Origin of the sequence: Olsenella absiana, from assembly GCF_036408855.1 — a bacterium.
GTDB lineage: Bacteria > Actinomycetota > Coriobacteriia > Coriobacteriales > Atopobiaceae > Olsenella_K > Olsenella_K absiana.
On the sequence record NZ_JAZGJQ010000011.1, the window covers coordinates 21188 to 39908 of the forward strand.

Consider the following 18721-nt stretch of genomic DNA (forward strand, 5'->3'; position numbering starts at 1 on the left):
TCGTCGGCCGGGCTTCGGGGAGGGGTAGCATGCGCGTTCTTCTGGCAGAGGACAACGTCAGTCTCGCGAGGGCGACCGAGGTGATCCTCACCCGCTCCGGCTTCGAGGTCGAGGTCGCGCACGACGGCGGCGAGGCGCTCGAGCTGTTCAACAACGGCTACTTCGACGTCGGCGTGCTCGACATCATGATGCCGGTGATGGACGGCCTCGAGGTGCTGCGGCGCGTCCGCGCGGAGGGCAACACCACCCCCGTCATCCTCCTCACCGCCAAGGCCCAGGTGGACGACAGGATCCAGGGGCTCGACCTCGGCGCGGACGACTACATGTCAAAGCCCTTCGACGCGCGCGAGCTCATCGCCCGCATAAGGGCGGCCGCGCGCCCGCGCTCGGGAGCCGCGGCGACCATCTCCTTCGGCGACCTCACGATCGAGGCGGACGCCGTCAGGCTCACCACCGCGCGCGGCTCGCTGCGCGTCGACCCCTACGAGGTCTCGATGGTCGCCGCGCTGGCGAACGCGGGGGGATCCGCCGTCGGCACGGAGTGGCTCCGCGGCCGCGTGTGGGGCGAGAAGGCCATCGAGGGGGTCGTGCCCCTCTACGCGAAGCTGCTCAACGGCAAGCTCGAGGCCCTCGGCTCGACCGTGCGCGTCGAGGGGTCGGACGAGGAGGGGTGGAGGCTGGTGAGGCCCGATGGAGACGGAGCGTCGTCTTAGGCTCCAGCTGACCGCCTCGGTCGTGGCGGTGCTCCTCGTGATGCTCGGCTTCATCGTCTTCGCGACCTCCGCGGCGCGCGAGGCGCAGGTGGTCGCGACCGCCGACGACGTCCTCGAGGTCGTGCTCGACTACCGCGGGCAGGTCCCCTCCGGGCTCAAGCGCATGCCCGACGGCAGCCGCGCGACCGCCAACGACCTCTTCGACGCGCAGTTCTTCACGGCAGAGGTCGACGCGGACGGCCAGGTGACCTCGGTCGACCTCGACAGCATCGAGGTGGTGGACGAGGACGAGGCGCGCTCGCTCGCCTCGCGGGCCGCGTGGCTCGCCAGGTCCGCCGGACGCGACCGCACCTCGGGAGACGTCGGGAGCTTCCGCTACCGGGCGCTCGTCTCCGAGGACGGGTCGGCGCTCGTGGCCCTCGTCGACCTCACGAGCCAGTGGGCATCGGTCCGCAGCGTCGCGCTGTCCATGACCCGGATCTCCCTCCTCGTGGTCATCGGCGTCACCGTGGTGTTCGCCCTGGTCTCCAAGCGCATCGTCGAGCCGATCGTGCGCGCGCAGACGGCCCAGCGCCAGTTCGTGGTGGACGCCGGCCACGACCTCAGGACGCCCATCTCGATCATCTCCGCCGACGCGGACGTGCTCGCGTACGACCTCGGCCAGGACAACGAGTGGCTCCGCGACATCAAGCGGCAGGTGGCCAACATGAGCGAGCTCACGGAGAGCCTGATCGTGCTCTCCCGGGCCGCCACGAGGATCGCGCGCGACGACGTGGTGGACCTTGCCGCCGTCGTGCGCGACGAGGCCTCCTCGTTCCGTTCGCGCGCCCTGACCGAGGGCCACGAGCTCGAGGTGGACTGCGACGAGGACGCGGTCGTCCGCGGCAACCGCCTCTACCTCACGCGGATGGTGGGGGCCCTGCTCGACAACGCGTTCAAGTACGCGAGCGCGCACGCCCCCGTGCGGGTCAGGGTGGAGCGGCACGCGAGGCGGGTCGAGCTCTCGGTCTCCAACGCCGCGGACTCGGTGGACCCGGCCGAGGTCGACCGGTGGTTCGACCGCTTCTACCAGTCGGAGAAGTCGCGCTCCCACCGCGCGGGCGGCTTCGGGATCGGCTTGGCGATGGTGCGCGCCGTCGCCGAGGCGCACGGCGGCAGGGCGCGCGCGTCCGCCACTGCGGACGGCGCGGGTGCGGGGGAGGTCACCATCACGGTGACGCTGCCCGCGCCGGTGAGGAAGTCGAGCGTTCGCGAGGGAAGGGGCTAGCATGCTCGAGACGACGCGGGACGCGAGCGAGAAGGACGCGAGCGAGAAGGGCGCGTGCGGGCAGGACGCGTGCGAGAAGGGCGCGCCCGAGCGGCCCCAGGGTGCCGGCGCGGCGTCTGCGGAGGAGTACTACGGGGAGCGCTACGCGGACCTCGTGGGCGCCAAGCGGCAGGTCTGCGACCTGGTCGAGGAGTTCATGGCCTCCCGCAGCGGCGAGGACGACCTCAAGCCGGTCGTCTACTACACCGCGCGCATCAAGTCCCCGGCGAGCCTGGTCGAGAAGCTCGAGCGCCTGGGCGTGGAGGGCGGCACCTACGAGGACGCCGTGGCGCTCGGCGTCCACGACGTCGTGGGCGTTCGCATCAACTGCGCCTTCGTGGACGACGTCTACGAGGCGGCGCGCTGGCTGGAGGCGCGCCCCGAGGTCGAGGTCGTGGGGCGAAAGGACTACATCGAGCACCCCAAGCCCAACGGCTACCGGAGCCTGCACCTGATCATCCGGGTGAAGGAGGGTCCGGCCTCCCGCGTCAACGCCATCGAGGTGCAGCTCAGGACCATCGGCATCGACTTCTGGGCCACGCTCGAGCACAAGATCAAGTACAAGAAGTCCGTCCGGAACCCCGAGCTCATGCAGGCGGAGCTCAAGCGCTGCGCGGACGAGATCGCCTCGATCGACATCTCCATGCAGGCGATAAGAAACGTCATCCGAGACGCGGACTAGCGCGGCGCGCCACACGCCGGCGTCCCGTCCTGCGTCGGGCGTCCCGTCCGGTGTCCGGCGCCGCTGACCAGGGCCATATGCCCATCGCCCGGCTCGTTGAGGCGCCTCCGGATGAGTGGTAGTGTTCTTTCCGGAAACGGACGGTGCCGCCTGCGCGGCGGCCCCAGAGCGAGGCGGGAGCCTCCAGAAGGGCGGATGGCACATGCACTACGACTTCGACAAGATGCTCGACCGTACGGGAACCCACGCGGTCGCGATCGAGGGCCCGAGGTCGGGCAAGGGCTTCGCGCCCGAGCCCCCCAAGGAGGGCTTCGACTTCATCCCGATGTGGATCGCGGACATGAACTTCGCCGGCCCCCAGAGCGTGGTCGACGCCATCGTGGCGCGCGCCCAGCACCCGGCCTTCGGCTACTTCGAGCAGTCCGAGGAGTACGCGCGCTCGATCATCCGCTGGCACGCGACGCGCAAGGGCGTGACCGACGTCAGGCCCGAGGACATCGGCTACGAGAACGGCGTCCTCGGCGGCGTGGCGACGGCCTTGAGGGCCTTCTCCGCCCCGGGCGACAAGGTCCTTCTCAACTCGCCCACCTACATCGGCTTCACGGGCACGATGAACGCCAACGGCCGCAAGATGGTCCTGAGCCCGCTCGTCCCGGACGACGAGGGCGTCTGGCGCATGGACTTCGAGGACATGGAGAGGAAGCTGCGCGACGAGAACATCCACCTCGCCGTGTTCTGCTCGCCCTACAACCCCTGCGGCCGCGTGTGGGAGCGCTGGGAGGTCGAGCGCGCCATGGCGCTGTTCGAGAAGTACGAGTGCGTGGTCATCGACGACGAGATCTGGAGCGACCTCGTCCTCTGCGACCGCCCGCAGGTCTCGACCCAGTCCGTGAGCAGGTGGGCGCACGACAACGTGATCTCCCTCTTCGCCCCGAGCAAGACCTTCAACCTGGCCGGCCTCGTGGGGTCCTACCACGTCATCTACGACCGGTGCCTGCGCGACCGCATGGCGACGGTGGCCCAGGCCACGCACTACAACAGCATGAACGTCCTCTCCGAGCAGGCCCTCATCGGCGCCTACAGCGACGAGGGCGAGAGCTGGCTCGAGCAGCTGCTGCCCGTGCTGAGGCGCAACCGCGACCTGGCCTGCGACTACGTCGACCAGCGCTTCGAGGGCGTCTGGACCTTCCGCCCGGAGGGCACCTACATGCTCTTCCTGGACTGCGCGGAGTGGCTGGCGGCGCACGGCAGGACCCTGCGCCAGCTCGAGAAGGCCGGCTGGGACGTGGGCGTGGGCTGGCAGGACGGGGCCCAGTTCATGGGGCCGACTCACGTGCGCATGAACCTGGCGCTGCCGACCAGCCGCGTCGAGGAGGCCTTCGAGCGGCTCGACAAGTACGTGTTCAACGCCTAGGCGAGAGGGGCGGGCCCGGCGCGCGGCGCCGGGCCCGCTCGCGTACCGGGGGCTACGCGCCCGGCGCCGGGCCCGCCCACGGTCCTACGCGCGCCCGAGCCCGGGCCCGCCCACGGTCCCACGCGCGCCCACACCCGACGGCCGCCCCCACGAAGGGAGCACGAGGATGCTCAGAGCCAACTACCACACCCACACCGTCCTGTGCGACGGGAGTGACACCCCCGAGGCGATGGCCGAGCAGGCGGTCCGCCTGGGCTTCGAGCACCTGGGCTTCTCGGGCCACATGGACCCGGACATCCACATGGACTGGCCTGCCTACGTGGAGCGGATCGGCGCCCTGAGGGAGCGCTACGCGGGAGTGCTCGACGTCCTCATGGGCGTCGAGCTCGACAACGTGTACGACCCCACGTGCTGCCCGGGGGCGGAGTACGTGATCGGCTCGACCCACTTCCTCGACGTGGGCTCGCCGGAGCCGCTCTCGGTGGACAGCTCGCCCGAGTCGATGGAGACGCTCGCGCGCGAGTACTTCGGCGGCGACTGGCTCGCGCTCACGCGCGCCTACTACGAGCTGGAGGCCAGGGTCTACGACCGGCTGCACTGCACCTTCGTGGGGCACTTCGACCTGGTGTGCCGCTTCAACGACCAGATGCGCTTCGTGGACGAGACGAGCGCGGCCTACCTCGCCCCGGCGCTCGAGGCGATGGAGTACCTGGTGGGGGAGGGCGTCCCGTTCGAGGTCAACTGCGGCGCGGTGAACCGCGGCCGCAAGCGGGAGCTCTACCCCCGCCCCGAGCTGCTGCGCGCCCTGCACGACTTCGGGGGGCAGATCCTCATCAGCTCCGACGCCCACCAGCGCGAGCTCCTCGACGGGGGCTTCGACGTGGCCGTCCGCTCCGCCATCGACTGCGGGTTCACGGAGGTCTCGATCCTCGCCCACGACGCGACGGGCGCCGTGGAGATGCGCCAGGTAGCCCTCGACACGCTCTAGCGTCTGGTGGCGCAACAACTACCGCTCACAGAGTAATGTGGCTCGTTCGCGAGTTGATACTTGTTTCTTCACGTGTGCAGATATCTGGCAGTTTTATAGGCACAAATCGTTTCGTGCTATACAGGGTACACATACGCCAGCTAGATGCGCGCGGTCCGCGCGCCAAGCCGACACTGAAGAGGAGCAACAATGGTCAAGTATGACGACCTCAAGCTGTACGTCCGCCCGGGCTGCCCGTTCTGCGCCCGCGTCGACCGCTTTTTGGAGAAGAACGACATCCTGATCGAGCACCTCGACGTCACCGAGGGCGCCAACGGCGACGACCTCGAGCGCATCGGCGGGAGGCGTACCTGCCCCTGCCTGCTCATCGACGGCAAGCCCATGTACGAGAGCATGGACATCGTGAGGTACCTCGCGGGCAGGCTGAACGGGGAGCAGTAGCGGCTCCGCCGGGGCGTCCGCTCGGGGCGTCCGATCGACGCAAGCGAAGAGGGCCACCGTCGCCACGTGCGGCGGTGGCCCTCTTCGTTCTGCCGCTCTGTGCTTGTTCAAAATGTGGTTGTTCAAAATGCGGGCACGGACATTGAACTCGCGCTTCCCAGGGGTCAAGGGAGTGGTACCCTCTAGTTCAGTGCGCGCCCAACGGCAGCGGCAGAGAATTGAACTTCTCATAGGCCGCGAGGCGCGAGAGTACAAATTGAACTTGGAGGACGCATGACGGAGAGAGGGGATAGGAAGGCAGAGGGGCGCCCGCAGGCGCGGGCCTTCCCCGAACGCCTCTCGCAGGCGATGGGGGAGCGCGGCCTGAAGCAGGTCGACCTGCTCCGGATGGCCGCAGAGAGGGGCGAGAAGCTGGGGAAGAGCCAGCTCAGCCAGTACGTCTCCGGAAAGACCCTGCCGCGCAGGGATTCGCTCGGGCTCCTGGCGGATCTGCTCGGCGTCGACGCCGGCTGGCTCGCCGGCGCTCCCGAGGGGGGAGGCGCCGTCACGCGGGAGCAGGCGCCGGCGGCGCCTGCGGACACGCCCGCCAGAACCGCAGAAGGCGGGACCGCCACCGCCAGCGCCGCACGCACGCACGAGGAAGCGATCATGGAGGGAACCCACATGCCACAGCGCCAGTTTAAGAAGTCGTCCAAGCTCGACAACGTCCTCTACGACATCCGCGGGCCCGTCCTGGACGAGGCCTACCGCATGGAGGACCAGGGCGTCCACGTGCTCAAGCTGAACATCGGCAACCCCGCTCCCTTCGGCTTCCGCACCCCCGACGAGGTCGTGAAGGACATGCAGGACCAGCTGACGGAGTGCGAGGGCTACTCCAACAGCCGCGGGCTCTTCTCCGCACGCAAGGCCATCATGCAGTACGACCAGCTCAAGGGCATCCCCAACGTGGACGTGGAGGACATCTACACCGGCAACGGCGCCTCCGAGCTCATCCAGCTCGCCATGAACGCCTTCATGAACGAGGGCGACGAGATCTTGGTGCCGAGTCCGGACTACCCGCTGTGGACCGCCTGCGCCACCCTGGCCGGTGGCACCGCGGTGCACTACGTCTGCGACGAGAAGGCCGACTGGTACCCCGACATAGATGACATCAGGAGCAAGGTCACGCCGCGTACCAAGGGCATCGTCGTGATCAACCCCAACAACCCCACGGGCGCCCTCTACCCGCGCGAGGTGCTGGAGGAGATCGTGGAGGTCGCGCGCGAGAACCAGCTCGTGATCTTCGCCGACGAGATCTACGACCGCCTGGTGATGGACGGCAAGCGGCACGTCTCCATCGCGAGCCTGGCGCCGGACCTCTTCTGCATCACGTTCAACGGCCTCTCCAAGAGCCACATGGTCGCGGGCTACCGCATCGGCTGGATGAGCCTCTCGGGCAACAAGCGCATCGCGAAGGACCTGATCGACGGCATCAACATGCTCTCCAACATGAGGCTCTGCTCCAACGTGCCGGCGCAGTCCATCGTGCAGACCTGCCTGGGCGGCATCCAGCGCGGCCAGGAGCTGCTCGTGCCCGGCGGGCGCATCTACGAGCAGCGCGAGTACGTCTACGAGCGCCTCTCCAACATGGAGGGCGTCACGGTGACCAAGCCCGAGGCCGCCTTCTACATCTTCCCGCGCCTGGACCCGGAGCGCTTCCACATCACCGACGACGACCAGTTCGCGCTCGACCTGCTCAAGGACAAGCACGTGCTCGTCACGGCGGGCAAGGGCTTCAACTGGGAGACGCCCGGCTACTTCCGCATCGTCTACCTGCCGCGCAAGCACACGCTGCACGATGCCATGGACAAGCTCGAGGACTTCCTGAGCTACTACCGGCAGTAGCCCATCGCCGCGCACGCTTGTCGCGAACGAGGGGGCCGGCGTGCGCGGCGATGCTCTTTCGGACCCAGGTGAGCGCGGGGGAAGGGGAGGGTTACGCACGACTGAGTTTAGGTTTGTGGATTTGCAGGCCTTTTAGGTTTCGCAGATGCAGTCGTGCGTAACTCGGATCGTCCGCTTTGGACCGTGCTTGGCCCCCACGCATTGCCAGCCGAAATTGAACGTAGGCTGAATTAAGGCTTGCGTCGAATAAACTCGTCTGCTATCGTCTGCCGCAGCGTAGTTTAAACAAGGCGTGAGGACGTGACGCAAAAGCCTACTTGGCAAAACCGTCGAAAGGCGGCGACGCAAAGCTCCAGGGCCCCTCGCAGGCTGCCAGCTGCATATGCCTCTCACCTGTGGCGTGTTGAGCGGTTGTTCCATAGAACGTCCTGAGAAGGCACTCTCGTCGCGAGGAAGAGCATGAAGGACACCCTGTCACACAAGGCGCGCAGGTTTTCCAGTCTTTACAAGGCGCTCGCCGTCGCGCTCACGGTCGCGCTCGTGGTCGAGACCATGCCCCTGAAGGGCGCACTCGCGTTCGCGGCGGAGGTCGCCGAGGGCGCGCAGGCGACTCAGAACACCCAGGCGGGGGGGGGTGCCTCTGAGGAGGTAGCCCCGGACGGCTCGCCGTCCGGCAGCGGTTCCGCCACGGGGGAGAAGGCCGCGCGCGCCGAGGCCGGCAGCCCCGCCACCCTTACCTTCGAGAACGACGACCTGGTCGTCACGATGGTCGAGGCCACCGATGGCGCCATCCCCTCCGGCACGACGCTCGACGTCAGGGAGGTGACCCCCTCCGCGACGGAGACCCGGCTCGCGCTCGAGGAGGAGGGGGCGGACTCCCGTCTCGCCAAGGACAACGTTGACCAATACACGGAAGCCGTCCGGAAGATCTCCGACCACGTCGCCCAGGACGAGAAGTCCGTCGCCGACGCGAGGGTCTACGACATCCGCCTCCTGGACGCCGACGGCAACGAGGTCGAGCCGAACGGGACCGTGAGGGTCGCCATCTCCTACAGGCAGAAGGCGGAGCTCGCGCAGGCCGAGACGGACTCCTCGAACGTGGCAGTCGCCCACGTGAAGGACGACGGCCAGGTGGAGACCGTCGACGCCAGCATCACCTCGGACGAGGCGGGCAGGCTCGAGTCCACCGAGTTCCACGCGGACTCGCTCTCCCTCTACGTGGTGTTCGACACCGGCACCACGTCGGCCACAGCCCCGGTAAGCGTGGGGAACTACGGCTGGATCCGCTTCGGCGGCAACGTCTGGCAGGCCGACTCCATTCCCGGCCAGGGCTTCGACAACAACGGTTGGGCGCGCTACCTCAAGGTCAACGTCTACACGCTCCGCTCGGGGCAGGACCCCAGCAACCCCGCGAGCTACGACCTCGGGAAGGCCTTTCAGTACGTGGGCAGCTGGGACGACTGGTCCATCGAGAGCTCCAAGTTCGCGGGCACCGTCAAGATGACGTACTACCGCCAGGCGCACAGCCAGGACTGGCAACGGAGCGACTCCCTCCAGACCTCCTATGCCGCGGTACCGTGCTACCGCGCGACCGACTGGACTCTCCGGGGCTTCCCGCCAGACACGAACGAGCTCAACGTCTACATCGATACCAACCAGGCGCCTAACCCGCCCGTCGCGAGCGCTGGCACCAGTTACCTGATCCGCTACTACCACGCTGACGGCTCCTTTGACACCAAGGACGGCACCCTCTCCGAGGGGCAGACGCTCTCCGTGAGCAAGGACGACCACCATGTGGAGGGCGAGAAGTACGCCGGCATGACGCTGACCGCGGGAAATGACGCAGTCTCCTCGATCGACACGAAGGGTGGCAACGCCAACATCGGCTACAACGCGGGCGTGCGCCTCGTGAAGATGAACGTGTACTACGAGGAGGACATCGAACGCAAAGCCGGCGGCACCGTGGACGGCCGCCCGCAGTATGACACCAAGGTGGAGAACGGCACGAAGGTCTACGACACCAGCCGCTCGGGCCTGCACACGGACAAGACCGCCAGCGTCCACGTCGGCGCGGACGGTACCTCCGACGGCCGCACTTTCGACCTCAAGCTGGAGAGCTGGAACGTCGGCGACAACATGGCGAACGTGGGCATGGTGCTCGACGCCTCCGGCTCCATGGTGTGGGCCAGCAACACGCCCGCGCAGATCTCCCGGAGCCAGGCTGAGTGGCGGGGCCTCATCGGGTGGTACTGGCCCTACCGCGTCCTCTCGGAGGACCAGGTGAACAAGATCCTGGACACCAAGGGGACGGACAACACCAAGCTCAACTACAACGACTACAAGTACTACATCTACGACACCACGGCCTCCGTCAACGAGTACGTGCCCCTGGGCTACAGCGACGGCAACGTCAGCAACAACGTGCTGACGATGAACGGCCACACCATGGCGACGGCGGACCCATACGGCAGGGGCTGGTACTACGTCAACTCCACGGGCTACGACGCGTACGCCAAGAATGAGCCCCATGGCGCCAAGCAGTACATCGGCGTGCCCAACACGCACACGTGGACGTCGCGCGGCGCGTCCCATACGATCAGCCTGAGCAACCAGAACGACATCGAGGGCACGGACAACATCCAGGGACTCGATACCAACAATAACAGGCCCGCGTACTTCTATATCGACAACGCCGGCAACCTGAAGACCCTCTTCTTCTACAACCACACCTACCACACGTCCTACGTCTACCAGAAGGCGGACGACGCAGACACCAAGTCCGAGGCGCTCCAGCACTCCATAGCACGCTTCACCTCCCTGCTCGACTCCATGTCGCCCGACAGCATGGTGGGGATGACGCGCTTCAGTCGCGAGCAGTTCAGCTCCGACGAGCTCGCGCTGCTCAACTGGACGGATGACCCCTCGACCATCATCGGCGCCCTCAACCAGCAGTACGGAAACGCCAACAGCGAGGGTGGCAGCGCCAGCGCCTGGCAGGACGGCCTTCGGGTCTACAACTACGGCTTCACGGGCGCTACGCACACCTACAAGGGCATCGGGTCCTTCATAGACAAGCTCACCCGCGGCCAGTGGCAGGGCTACGCCCCCACCAGGACCAACGGCAACCCGTCGAAGTACCTCATCGTCTTCACGGACGGCAAGGACAACTCCGGTAAGATGCAGGACTCGATCAGCTACGCCAACAGCCTCAAGGGCCAGGGCTACACCATCATCACCGTCCTCATGCAGTCCGCGGGCATGACCGAGAAAGACAAGTCGGACTCCAAGGCGTTCCTGGAGAACCTCGCGAGCCCAGACTCGACCGGTATGGGCGGCACGGACGGTAAGCTGTTCTTCTCGTCAGCCTACGACGACCCGGAGGGCCTGGCCGAGGTCTTCGAGAAGATTGCGAAGGGCATCGCCAAGCCGCTCGAGGGCTACACGGTCACGGACTACATCGACCCGCGCCTCGACCTCCTCGACGCGGACGGCAACGTCCTGACGCGGCTCAACGCCGACGGCTCGTTTGTCGACCGCCCCATCAGGACTGCCGACGGCAAGACGGCGACGCTCAAGTACGACGCCGGCAAGAAGATGTTCTACGTCGAGGTGACCGGCCAGACCATCCCCTCCACGGCGCCGAACGCCAAGGAGGTCGGCGTCTGGGACGCCACACTCACCGTCCGGGCCAAGGACGACTTCCTGGGCGGTAACGACATCCTCTCCAACGGCAACGAGCCGGGCCAGAACCGCGTGTACGACCCCGCAGACGGGAGCAAGCCGCACAAGGACTTCCCCTGGACGTCGGTCAACCCCAGGGTGCTGGGCCTCGCCGCCAAGGGCTACGAGGACACCATCTTCGAGGGAGAGGACGTGGACCCCGAGGCGCTCTACGGCCGGCTCGCCGCAAGCGCGGACAGCGCGTGGTTCGTCGAGTACCTCGAGCGCATCGGTGCGAGGGACAACAAGGACTACGTCGCCGACCTGAGGTCGGGGAAGGACGTCTCGGTCGACTACTACTACCTGGCCAAGCCGGGCGACGACACCTCCTACGCCGGCGGTGAGCGCCACCAGGGAGACAAGGTCGGCAGGCTCGAGTACAAGTGGAGCGTCACCGACGTCGGCGGCAACAACCCGGCAAACGCGTACGAGAGGTTCACCACGACCACGACGAACGATGTGAGATACAAGCTCACGGTCACCTACAACCCCGACAGGGTCGACTACGGCTCCTGGGACCGCTACGCGGACAACGGCACCCCGCGCACCCTCGCGCTCACGGGCCAGTCGGGCACGGACAAGCTCGTCCGCGACCCGGTGGGCGACGAGCAGACCACGGAGGTCAAGGCCGAGGCCGAGGCCGTCATCCACGCGGTCGACGGGCGCGTCCTCGTCCAGAAGAGGGTCAACAAGGAGAGTCTCCTCACCTACCTGGGGACGCTCGGCTCCGGTGACTCCACCCTCACCTTCGCTCTCGAGAGGACCTATGGCGGCAAGACGCAGGCAGCCTATCGCAGCTTCCAGGTGAAGCTCACGAACGGCACCGGTGCCGGCTCCACGACGGGGGAGGTCAGCACGGTGACCCGCGCCGACGTCGAGCGGATGGAGGCAGATTCGAACGGTGACGTGATCATCGCGTCCCAGTGGGAGACGGGCCTGCCCATCGGCACGTACAAGCTCACCGAGCAGTTGAGCGACGCAGACAGCTTCTCTTCGCCCGCCTTCGAGGGCGTCGCCGCGGACCAGATCACGGACGACCCGTCGACTGCGGACTTCGTCGAGAAGCAAGAGCTCGCAGCGGCGCTCACTGCGGATGACGGCTCTGTCACCTTCTACGTCGGCCAGGTGCACGACGGCATGCCCAGCCAGTGCTCTTACCCCGCATCCGACTTCTCGCAGGAGAAGGTCGTCGACGCGAACAAGGAGGTCGACCCCGAGCTCTCCAAGGACGGGGGCAAGTTCTACCTCAACGCACAGGTCGGCGAGGCGCGGGTCAAGAACCTGCCCAAGCCGGGCTTCACCGTCCTCAAGCGCGACGCCAGCGATCACCATGCGCTCGAGGGTGCGACGTTCGAGCTCTTCTCGGCTGACGCCTCCTGGGCCAAGGGCGAGAAGGTCTCGGAGGCGACGAGCGACAAGGACGGCCTCGCGTCCTTCTCCAAGCTCTCAGACGGCAGCTACCTGCTCTACGAGACCAGGGCGGCCACCGGCTACCTGGCGCCGAGCGAGCCGTGGCACGTCAAGGTCTCCGGCGGCAAGGTAGTCGACTTCTCCACGGCCGGCGGCTCGAGCGTCCCCAATGACGAGGGCCACCGCTACCTCATCGACAACAGCGCGTCCGAGTCACTTCCCTCGACCGGAGGCAATGGCCTCCTGGCGGCGTACCTGCTGGCTGCGGTCGTGCTTGCGGTCACGGCGGCGACGCTCCGCCGCAGGCACGCGAGTCGAGAGGGGGGCGGACCAAGAGAATAGGCACCCACGAGTCACCCCAGTCCATGCGCTTCGTCCACCTGCCTAGGACAAGAGAAAGGAAGGGCAGCATGCACAAGAGAATCCAGCACGTCCTCGCGGCTCTCGTCGCCGTCATCACCGCGTTCGCGGTCGTGACGCCGGCCTTCGCCACGTCGACCCCTACAAACGGGGCGACGAGCGCCCCCGCGACGCAGAACTCGACGGCCAGCATCGTCGCAAGCACCGGCAATGCGGGCGACACCCTCAACCTCTACAAGGTCGTCGACGTCACGTTCTCCAACAACCAGGTCACCTACGATTGGTCCTCCACCTTCAAGGCATTCCAGGCGAGCGATGACGGCGTCGCCTACAGGGATCTCACGGCCGACCAGTACGCCGCTTACAAGAATGACTCTCACAGGGTCAAGGCGCTCCTCGGCGACTTCAGCGCCTGGGTCCACAAGACTAGCCCCAACGACAACGGCAGCCAGAAGACCGATGCCACCGGCAAGGCGACGTTCGAGGGCGTCGGCCTCGGGCAGTACGTCGTCGTTGGTATGGGCAACGTGTCCGGCGCCTACATCTACTCCACGGTGAGCGCCGAGGTCGTCCCCTCCATCGTCGGCAACGCATACGTCGTATATAGCAGCTACGACGTGGACCTCAAGACCACCACGCCCTCCGGCGGCAAGGAGGTCCTCGGCGGGACGATCCTGGACGACGGGAAGTACACCGTCGGCGTAGGCGACGTGGTACCCTACCGGCTCACCGGCGACGTGCCCACCTATCCTGCCGGTACCACCAACAAGACCCTGTTCATGAAGGACCACCTCTCCGACGGCCTGACCCTCGACCCCTCCTCCGTCAAGGTCTACACGGGGATTAGCCCCGACGGCAAGACCGAGCTCGCGGCGGACGCCTACAAGGTCACCGTGGACGGCCAGGATCTCTACATCGACTACACCTACGACAAGCTGACCCCCGGCAACAAGCTCTATGTGGAGTACAACGCCACGCTCAACGAGAAGGCCGTCATCGGCGGCGAGGGTAACCCCAACAACTACACCTACAAGTACAGCAACAACCCCTTCAACGGCGAGACCCACAAGCACGACACCATCCCCGAGGGTGACAAGGGCTACGGCGAGGTGACCGACGAGGAGACCGTCTACTCCTACGGCCTCTACATCTACAAGACCGCAGCGGACAAGCCGAACACGCCTCTCGCAGGCGCCACGTTCGAGCTCAGGCTGCCGAACGGCAAGGTCATCGCGACCCTCGTCACGGACGAGAACGGCCGCGTCTCCTACAGCGGCCTCGCCGCGGGCACCTACACCCTGCACGAGACCGTCGCCCCCACGGGCTACAAGCTCGCCGCGGACACCACCGTCACCCTGAGCGGCTCCTCTGCGACCTCCTCCGTGACCACCAAGACCACCTCCCGCTACACGTCCGAGAAGCCCGAGGGCGCGACGCAGGCCACCAACGCGAACGGAAAGAAGCTCTGGGTCAAGCAGGGCGGCGAGGGCCTCATCGCCTCGGACTCCCAGCCCGAGGGCTACGTCCCCGCGTATCTCGTCACCAGCGTGACGAAAAACGTGGAAGGGACCCCGACTGACGGCATGGTCGCCGGCACCGGCTACTACCCCGCGAACATCAGCGACAACCCCGGCTCCAACCTGCCCACAACGGGCGGCACGGGCACCCTCGCGATCTACGCCCTGGGTGCCGTCATGGTCGCCGGCGCGGCCGTCGTGTTCATGAGGAACAGGCGCACCGCCGAGTAGTGCACGCGTCCCCGCGGAGCCGGGCCACCGGTCCCGCGGGGGCACCCGTTCGTACGAGGACAGCCCTCTTGGTCCGCTCGCCATAAGGCGCTGCGGCGTGTGGGCCAAGGGGGAGGCTGAGACGAATGAGAAGGGTGCGACCGTCGAGCGTCGTGATGGTGGCCATGCTGCTCGTGGGCGTCGGTCTCCTCCTCTACCCGACGGTCAGCAACCTGTACAACCAGGTCGGTGCCTCCTACGCGGTCAAGGGGTACGAGGACCACACCCAGGAGATGACCCAGGAGGAGAGGGACCGCCTGCTGGGTGAGGCGGAGGAGTACAACGCGGGGCTGCTCGAGAGGGCGCAGGCCTTCCGCACGGGCGAGCCGCATGACCCCACCTACGCCTCCCTCCTCGACACGCAGGGCGACGGGATGATCGGGTTCCTCACCATCGACAAGATCGGCGTGCAGCTCCCCGTCTACCACGGTACGTCCGACGAGGTGCTGGCGAAGAGCATCGGTCACCTGGAGGGGTCCTCGCTCCCCGTCGGTGGGCCGAGCACGCACGCCGTCCTTTCCGGGCACCGCGGCCTGCCCTCGGCGACGCTCTTCACCGACCTCGACCGCATGGAGGAGGGCGACAAGTTCGTGCTCACGGTGGTCGGTCGCAAGATGACCTACCAGGTCGACAGCATCAAGGTGGTCGAGCCGGACCAGGTCGAGGCGCTGGCCATCGTCCCGGGAGAGGACCGCGTGACCCTCCTCACCTGCACGCCCTATGCGGTCAACACGCAGCGCCTGCTCGTAAGCGGCATCAGGGTCCCCAACGGTCCCGAGCCCGTCGACAAGCTCGAGGGCCCGAGCGTCAGGCCGCTCGCGGTGGCGTTCGCACTCGCGGCGGTGGCCGTGGTCGCCACCCTCCTCGCGCTTCTCCTGAGACGGAGGAGGCGGAGGGCGCCGGGACCCCGGGGCAGGCACCTGAGGACGTGAGGCGGGGCCGAGGCAAGGCGAGGGGCGTAGGCGGAGGCGACGACTACGGGACGCCGCCAGGTGGCGCCGGCGAGCGGCGGTGCCGGGCGGCGATGGCAAGCGAAGAAGGCAAGACGCGGAGGAGCCCACATGAGTTTCAACAGACGATCATCGCTGGGCGTGGCCCTGGTCGCATCCCTGGTCGCGGCCGTCCTCCTCGCGTTCCCCACGCCGCTGATGGCGCGGGAGATCGACCGGTCGCGCCCCTGCGAGGTGTCCGTCTCCTACGTGGTGGACAGCGCGCCCGTCGCAGGCGTCGCGGCGCGCCTCTATCGCGTGGCGGACGTATCGGAGAACGGAGGCCTGCTGACGGCGACCGCCGACTTCGAGGGCGCTGGCGTGAGCCTGGACATGACGCAGGCGAGCAGCAGCTGGTCCGCCGGCGCGCGCTCCCTCGCCGCCTACGCGAGCGCGGCCGGCGTGCGGCCCGTGGCGGAGGGGAGGAGCGACGCCGGGGGCATCGCCAGCTTCGACGGGCTGTCCTGTGGCCTCTACCTGGTGATCACAGACGAGGCGGTCGTGGACGGCTCCACGTACGCCTTCCAGCCCATGCTCGTCGGCCTGCCGAGGGACGACGGCGCCGCGTGGTCGTACAGGACCGACCTGATGGCCAAGGCGGAGAAGAGGCCCGAGCCCACGGGCGGCAGCGTGAGCCACAAGGTCGTGAAGCGCTGGGCCGATGACGGGGCGGCGGTGCGCCCGGAGGCCATCAGGGTCGCCATCCTCAAAGACGGCGTCAAGCAGGAGGAGCGCACCCTCGACTCTACGAACGACTGGTCGTACTCCTGGGAGGCGCCGGACGACGGGTCGGCCTGGTCCGTCGCGGAGCTGGGGGTGCCCTCGGGCTACAGCGTCGGGTACGACGACGACGGCTCGACGTTCACGGTCACCAACACCCAGAAGGAGCCTCCCGCGCGGTCGCACGTCCCCACGTCCGGCCTGCCTAAGTCGGGCGACGCCACCTCCTGGGCGGTCGTCGGGCTGCTCGCCCTCGTCGGTGTGGCCTTCCTGACGGCGTCGGCGGCCGCGCGGGTGCGCGGGCGCCATGAGTGAGGCCGCCCGCCGTCCGCCGCGCACCCAAAGGGGACGTCTGCTCGGGGTGGTGGGAGCGCTGCTCGTCGCCGCGGCGGTGGGGGTGCTCTGCTACTCCTCGGCGGTGCGCACGTCAGTGGCCGAGGAGACTGACGACGTCCTGTCGCGGCTCGAGGCCCTTCTCCCCGCAGGGGGCGGGGCGGGCGTTGCGGACGACGTGGCGGAGGGCGAGCGCACCCCATCGTTCCTCATCGACGACGTCCCCTACATGGGGGTCCTGAGCGTGCCGTCGGTCGAGCTCGAGCTGCCCGTCAGGACGACGGGGGACTCGGGCTCGCTCCAGGTGGCGCCGTACTGCTATGCGGGTTCGCCCGCCGGTCGGCTGGTACTGGTGGGCTGGGACAGCGACCGGCAGTTCGGCAGGCTCTCCCGGGTGGGCGTCGGGGACCACGTCAGGTTCGTCGATACCGGAGGCGCCGGGTACTCCTACCACGTCAACTCGCTGACGAGGCCGCAGGACCTGGGGTCTCCGGACGAGGCCGTGGGGGCGGACCTCGCCCTCTGCGCGTACGACTCGTCCTCGGGCGCCTACCTCGTCGTCCTCGCCTCGCGGGACTGAGGCCCCGTCCCGGCTGGGTCTCGCCCCGCGGCTGGCACCCGTCCGGCCCAGCGCCTGGCCCCGGTTCTTCTCCGCCCGCCGCGTCGGCCGCCCGTCCTTCTCCGCCCGCCGCGTGTAAGCGGCTCGTTAGGTGGAGTTTGTGAGTATGCGGGGGCGCCCCGCGGGTAGAAGGGCCGCGAGCTACCACTGGTACCTGCGAGAACGGGGGCGTGCCCTATGCCTGGCCGGCGGAGGGAATCGTGGGCTGCTTACCTGCGCGTTACAAAACCGCTATGATTTTGCAGGTAAGCGTATGAAGGAGCCCCCTTGGTCAGCCTCGATCAGTTCCTCTCCGCCATCCAGTCGAACCCCTTCCTCGCGGTGGTGATCGTACTCGTCCTCGGGACGATCTTCGTGAACGGCGCGACCGACGCGGCAAACGCGATCGCCGAGCCGGTGGGGACGCGCTCCATAGGCGTCAACGCGGCGATCGGCATGAGCGTCGTCTGCAACTTCATCGGCCTCGTGGCGATGACCCTCATCTCCACCGCGGTCGCGGACACGATATCGGGCATGGTCGACTTCGGCGGGGACACCCACGCCGCCCTCATCGCCCTGGCCGCCGCGACGGTCGGCATCGTGGCCTGGGGCGTTGGCGCCTGGATCTTCGGCATCCCGACCTCCGAGAGCCATGCCCTCATCGCCGGCCTCACCGGCGCGGCGCTGGCCGTCCAGGGCGGGGGAGCCGGCATCAACTTCGGCGAGTGGGTCAAGGTCATCTACGGCCTGGTCTTCTCCACCTTCGCGGGCTTCGGTGCCGGCTGGCTCGTCACGCGCATCATCCGCGTGCTCTGCCGCGACGTGGACCGACGACGGGCCGATAGGCTCTTCGGCGACCTGCAGGTCGTGGGCGCGGCGGGCGTCGCCCTCATGCACGGCGCGCAGGACGGCCAGAAGTTCATGTCCACCGCCATGCTCGCCGTCGCCCTCTCCATGGGCATGCAGGCCTCCGACATCGGCGGCTTCCCCTTCTGGATCGAGGTCATGTGCGCCGCGACCATGGCGATCGGCACCGCCGTCGGCGGCAAGCGCATCATCAAGAAGGTCGGCATGGAGATGGTGCAGATGGAGAAGCACCAGGGCTTCGCCGCCTCCCTCTCCGCCACGGTCGCCCTCCTCGTCGCCACGCTGACGGGCCTCCCGGTCTCCACGACCCACGTCAAGACCGCCGCCATCATGGGCGCCGGCGCCGCGAAGGGCGTGCGGACGGTCAACTGGGGCGTCGCCAAGGAGATGGTCTACACCTGGATCTTCACCTTCCCGGGCTGCGGCCTCATCGGCTACGTCCTGGCGCGACTCTTCCTCATCTGGTTCTAAGTCCTGGGGGCGCAGGACGGCAGCCGTCGCCCGAAGCT

At 67.7% G+C, this 18721-nt stretch carries 13 protein-coding genes and 1 riboswitch; all 13 genes read left to right on the plus strand.

Annotated features, from left to right (window positions below; translation table 11 throughout):
* The first annotated feature begins 29 nt into the window (after positions 1-29).
* On the plus strand, positions 30-713 hold the full coding sequence (locus tag VXJ25_RS08450; RefSeq protein ID WP_330958773.1) for a response regulator transcription factor: 684 nt from the start codon (positions 30-32) through the stop codon (positions 711-713).
* A complete protein-coding gene (locus tag VXJ25_RS08455; protein ID WP_330958774.1) occupies positions 691-1980 on the plus strand; it encodes a sensor histidine kinase in 1290 nt (429 codons plus the stop codon). Before VXJ25_RS08450 ends, VXJ25_RS08455 begins: the two co-directional genes overlap by 23 nt.
* A gap of 1 nt (position 1981) precedes the next feature.
* Positions 1982-2701, plus strand: a complete 720-nt coding sequence (locus VXJ25_RS08460; protein ID WP_330958775.1) for a GTP pyrophosphokinase — start codon at positions 1982-1984, stop codon at positions 2699-2701.
* 202 nt (positions 2702-2903) lie between these two features.
* Positions 2904-4115 (plus strand): MalY/PatB family protein, encoded by a 1212-nt coding sequence (locus VXJ25_RS08465; RefSeq protein WP_330958776.1) that lies wholly within the window; start codon positions 2904-2906, stop codon positions 4113-4115.
* A gap of 166 nt (positions 4116-4281) precedes the next feature.
* Positions 4282-5103 carry a histidinol-phosphatase HisJ family protein gene (locus VXJ25_RS08470; protein ID WP_330958777.1) on the plus strand — a complete coding sequence of 274 codons (822 nt, stop codon included), beginning with the start codon at positions 4282-4284 and terminating at the stop codon, positions 5101-5103.
* Positions 5104-5292: 189 nt separating this feature from the next.
* On the plus strand, positions 5293-5544 hold the full coding sequence (locus VXJ25_RS08475) for a glutaredoxin family protein (RefSeq protein WP_330958778.1): 252 nt from the start codon (positions 5293-5295) through the stop codon (positions 5542-5544).
* Between the two features lie 273 nt (positions 5545-5817).
* Positions 5818-7428 (plus strand): aminotransferase class I/II-fold pyridoxal phosphate-dependent enzyme, encoded by a 1611-nt coding sequence (locus VXJ25_RS08480; RefSeq protein ID WP_330958779.1) that lies wholly within the window; start codon positions 5818-5820, stop codon positions 7426-7428.
* A 309-nt stretch (positions 7429-7737) separates the two neighbouring features.
* Positions 7738-7812: riboswitch (cyclic di-GMP riboswitch) on the plus strand.
* A 75-nt stretch (positions 7813-7887) separates the two neighbouring features.
* Positions 7888-12900 (plus strand): SpaA isopeptide-forming pilin-related protein, encoded by a 5013-nt coding sequence (locus tag VXJ25_RS08485; protein ID WP_330958780.1) that lies wholly within the window; start codon positions 7888-7890, stop codon positions 12898-12900.
* A 68-nt stretch (positions 12901-12968) separates the two neighbouring features.
* Positions 12969-14666: a SpaA isopeptide-forming pilin-related protein gene (locus VXJ25_RS08490; protein ID WP_330958781.1), complete on the plus strand. Its 1698-nt coding sequence runs from the start codon at positions 12969-12971 to the stop codon at positions 14664-14666.
* 125 nt (positions 14667-14791) lie between these two features.
* Positions 14792-15637 (plus strand): class C sortase, encoded by an 846-nt coding sequence (locus VXJ25_RS08495; protein WP_330958782.1) that lies wholly within the window; start codon positions 14792-14794, stop codon positions 15635-15637.
* A gap of 129 nt (positions 15638-15766) precedes the next feature.
* Positions 15767-16729 (plus strand): Cna B-type domain-containing protein, encoded by a 963-nt coding sequence (locus VXJ25_RS08500; protein WP_330958783.1) that lies wholly within the window; start codon positions 15767-15769, stop codon positions 16727-16729.
* 46 nt (positions 16730-16775) lie between these two features.
* Entirely contained in the window at positions 16776-17327 is a 552-nt protein-coding gene (locus VXJ25_RS08505) for a sortase family protein (RefSeq protein ID WP_330958784.1), read from the plus strand.
* A gap of 306 nt (positions 17328-17633) precedes the next feature.
* Positions 17634-18683 (plus strand): inorganic phosphate transporter, encoded by a 1050-nt coding sequence (locus VXJ25_RS08510; RefSeq protein WP_330958785.1) that lies wholly within the window; start codon positions 17634-17636, stop codon positions 18681-18683.
* Positions 18684-18721 lie beyond the last annotated feature (38 nt).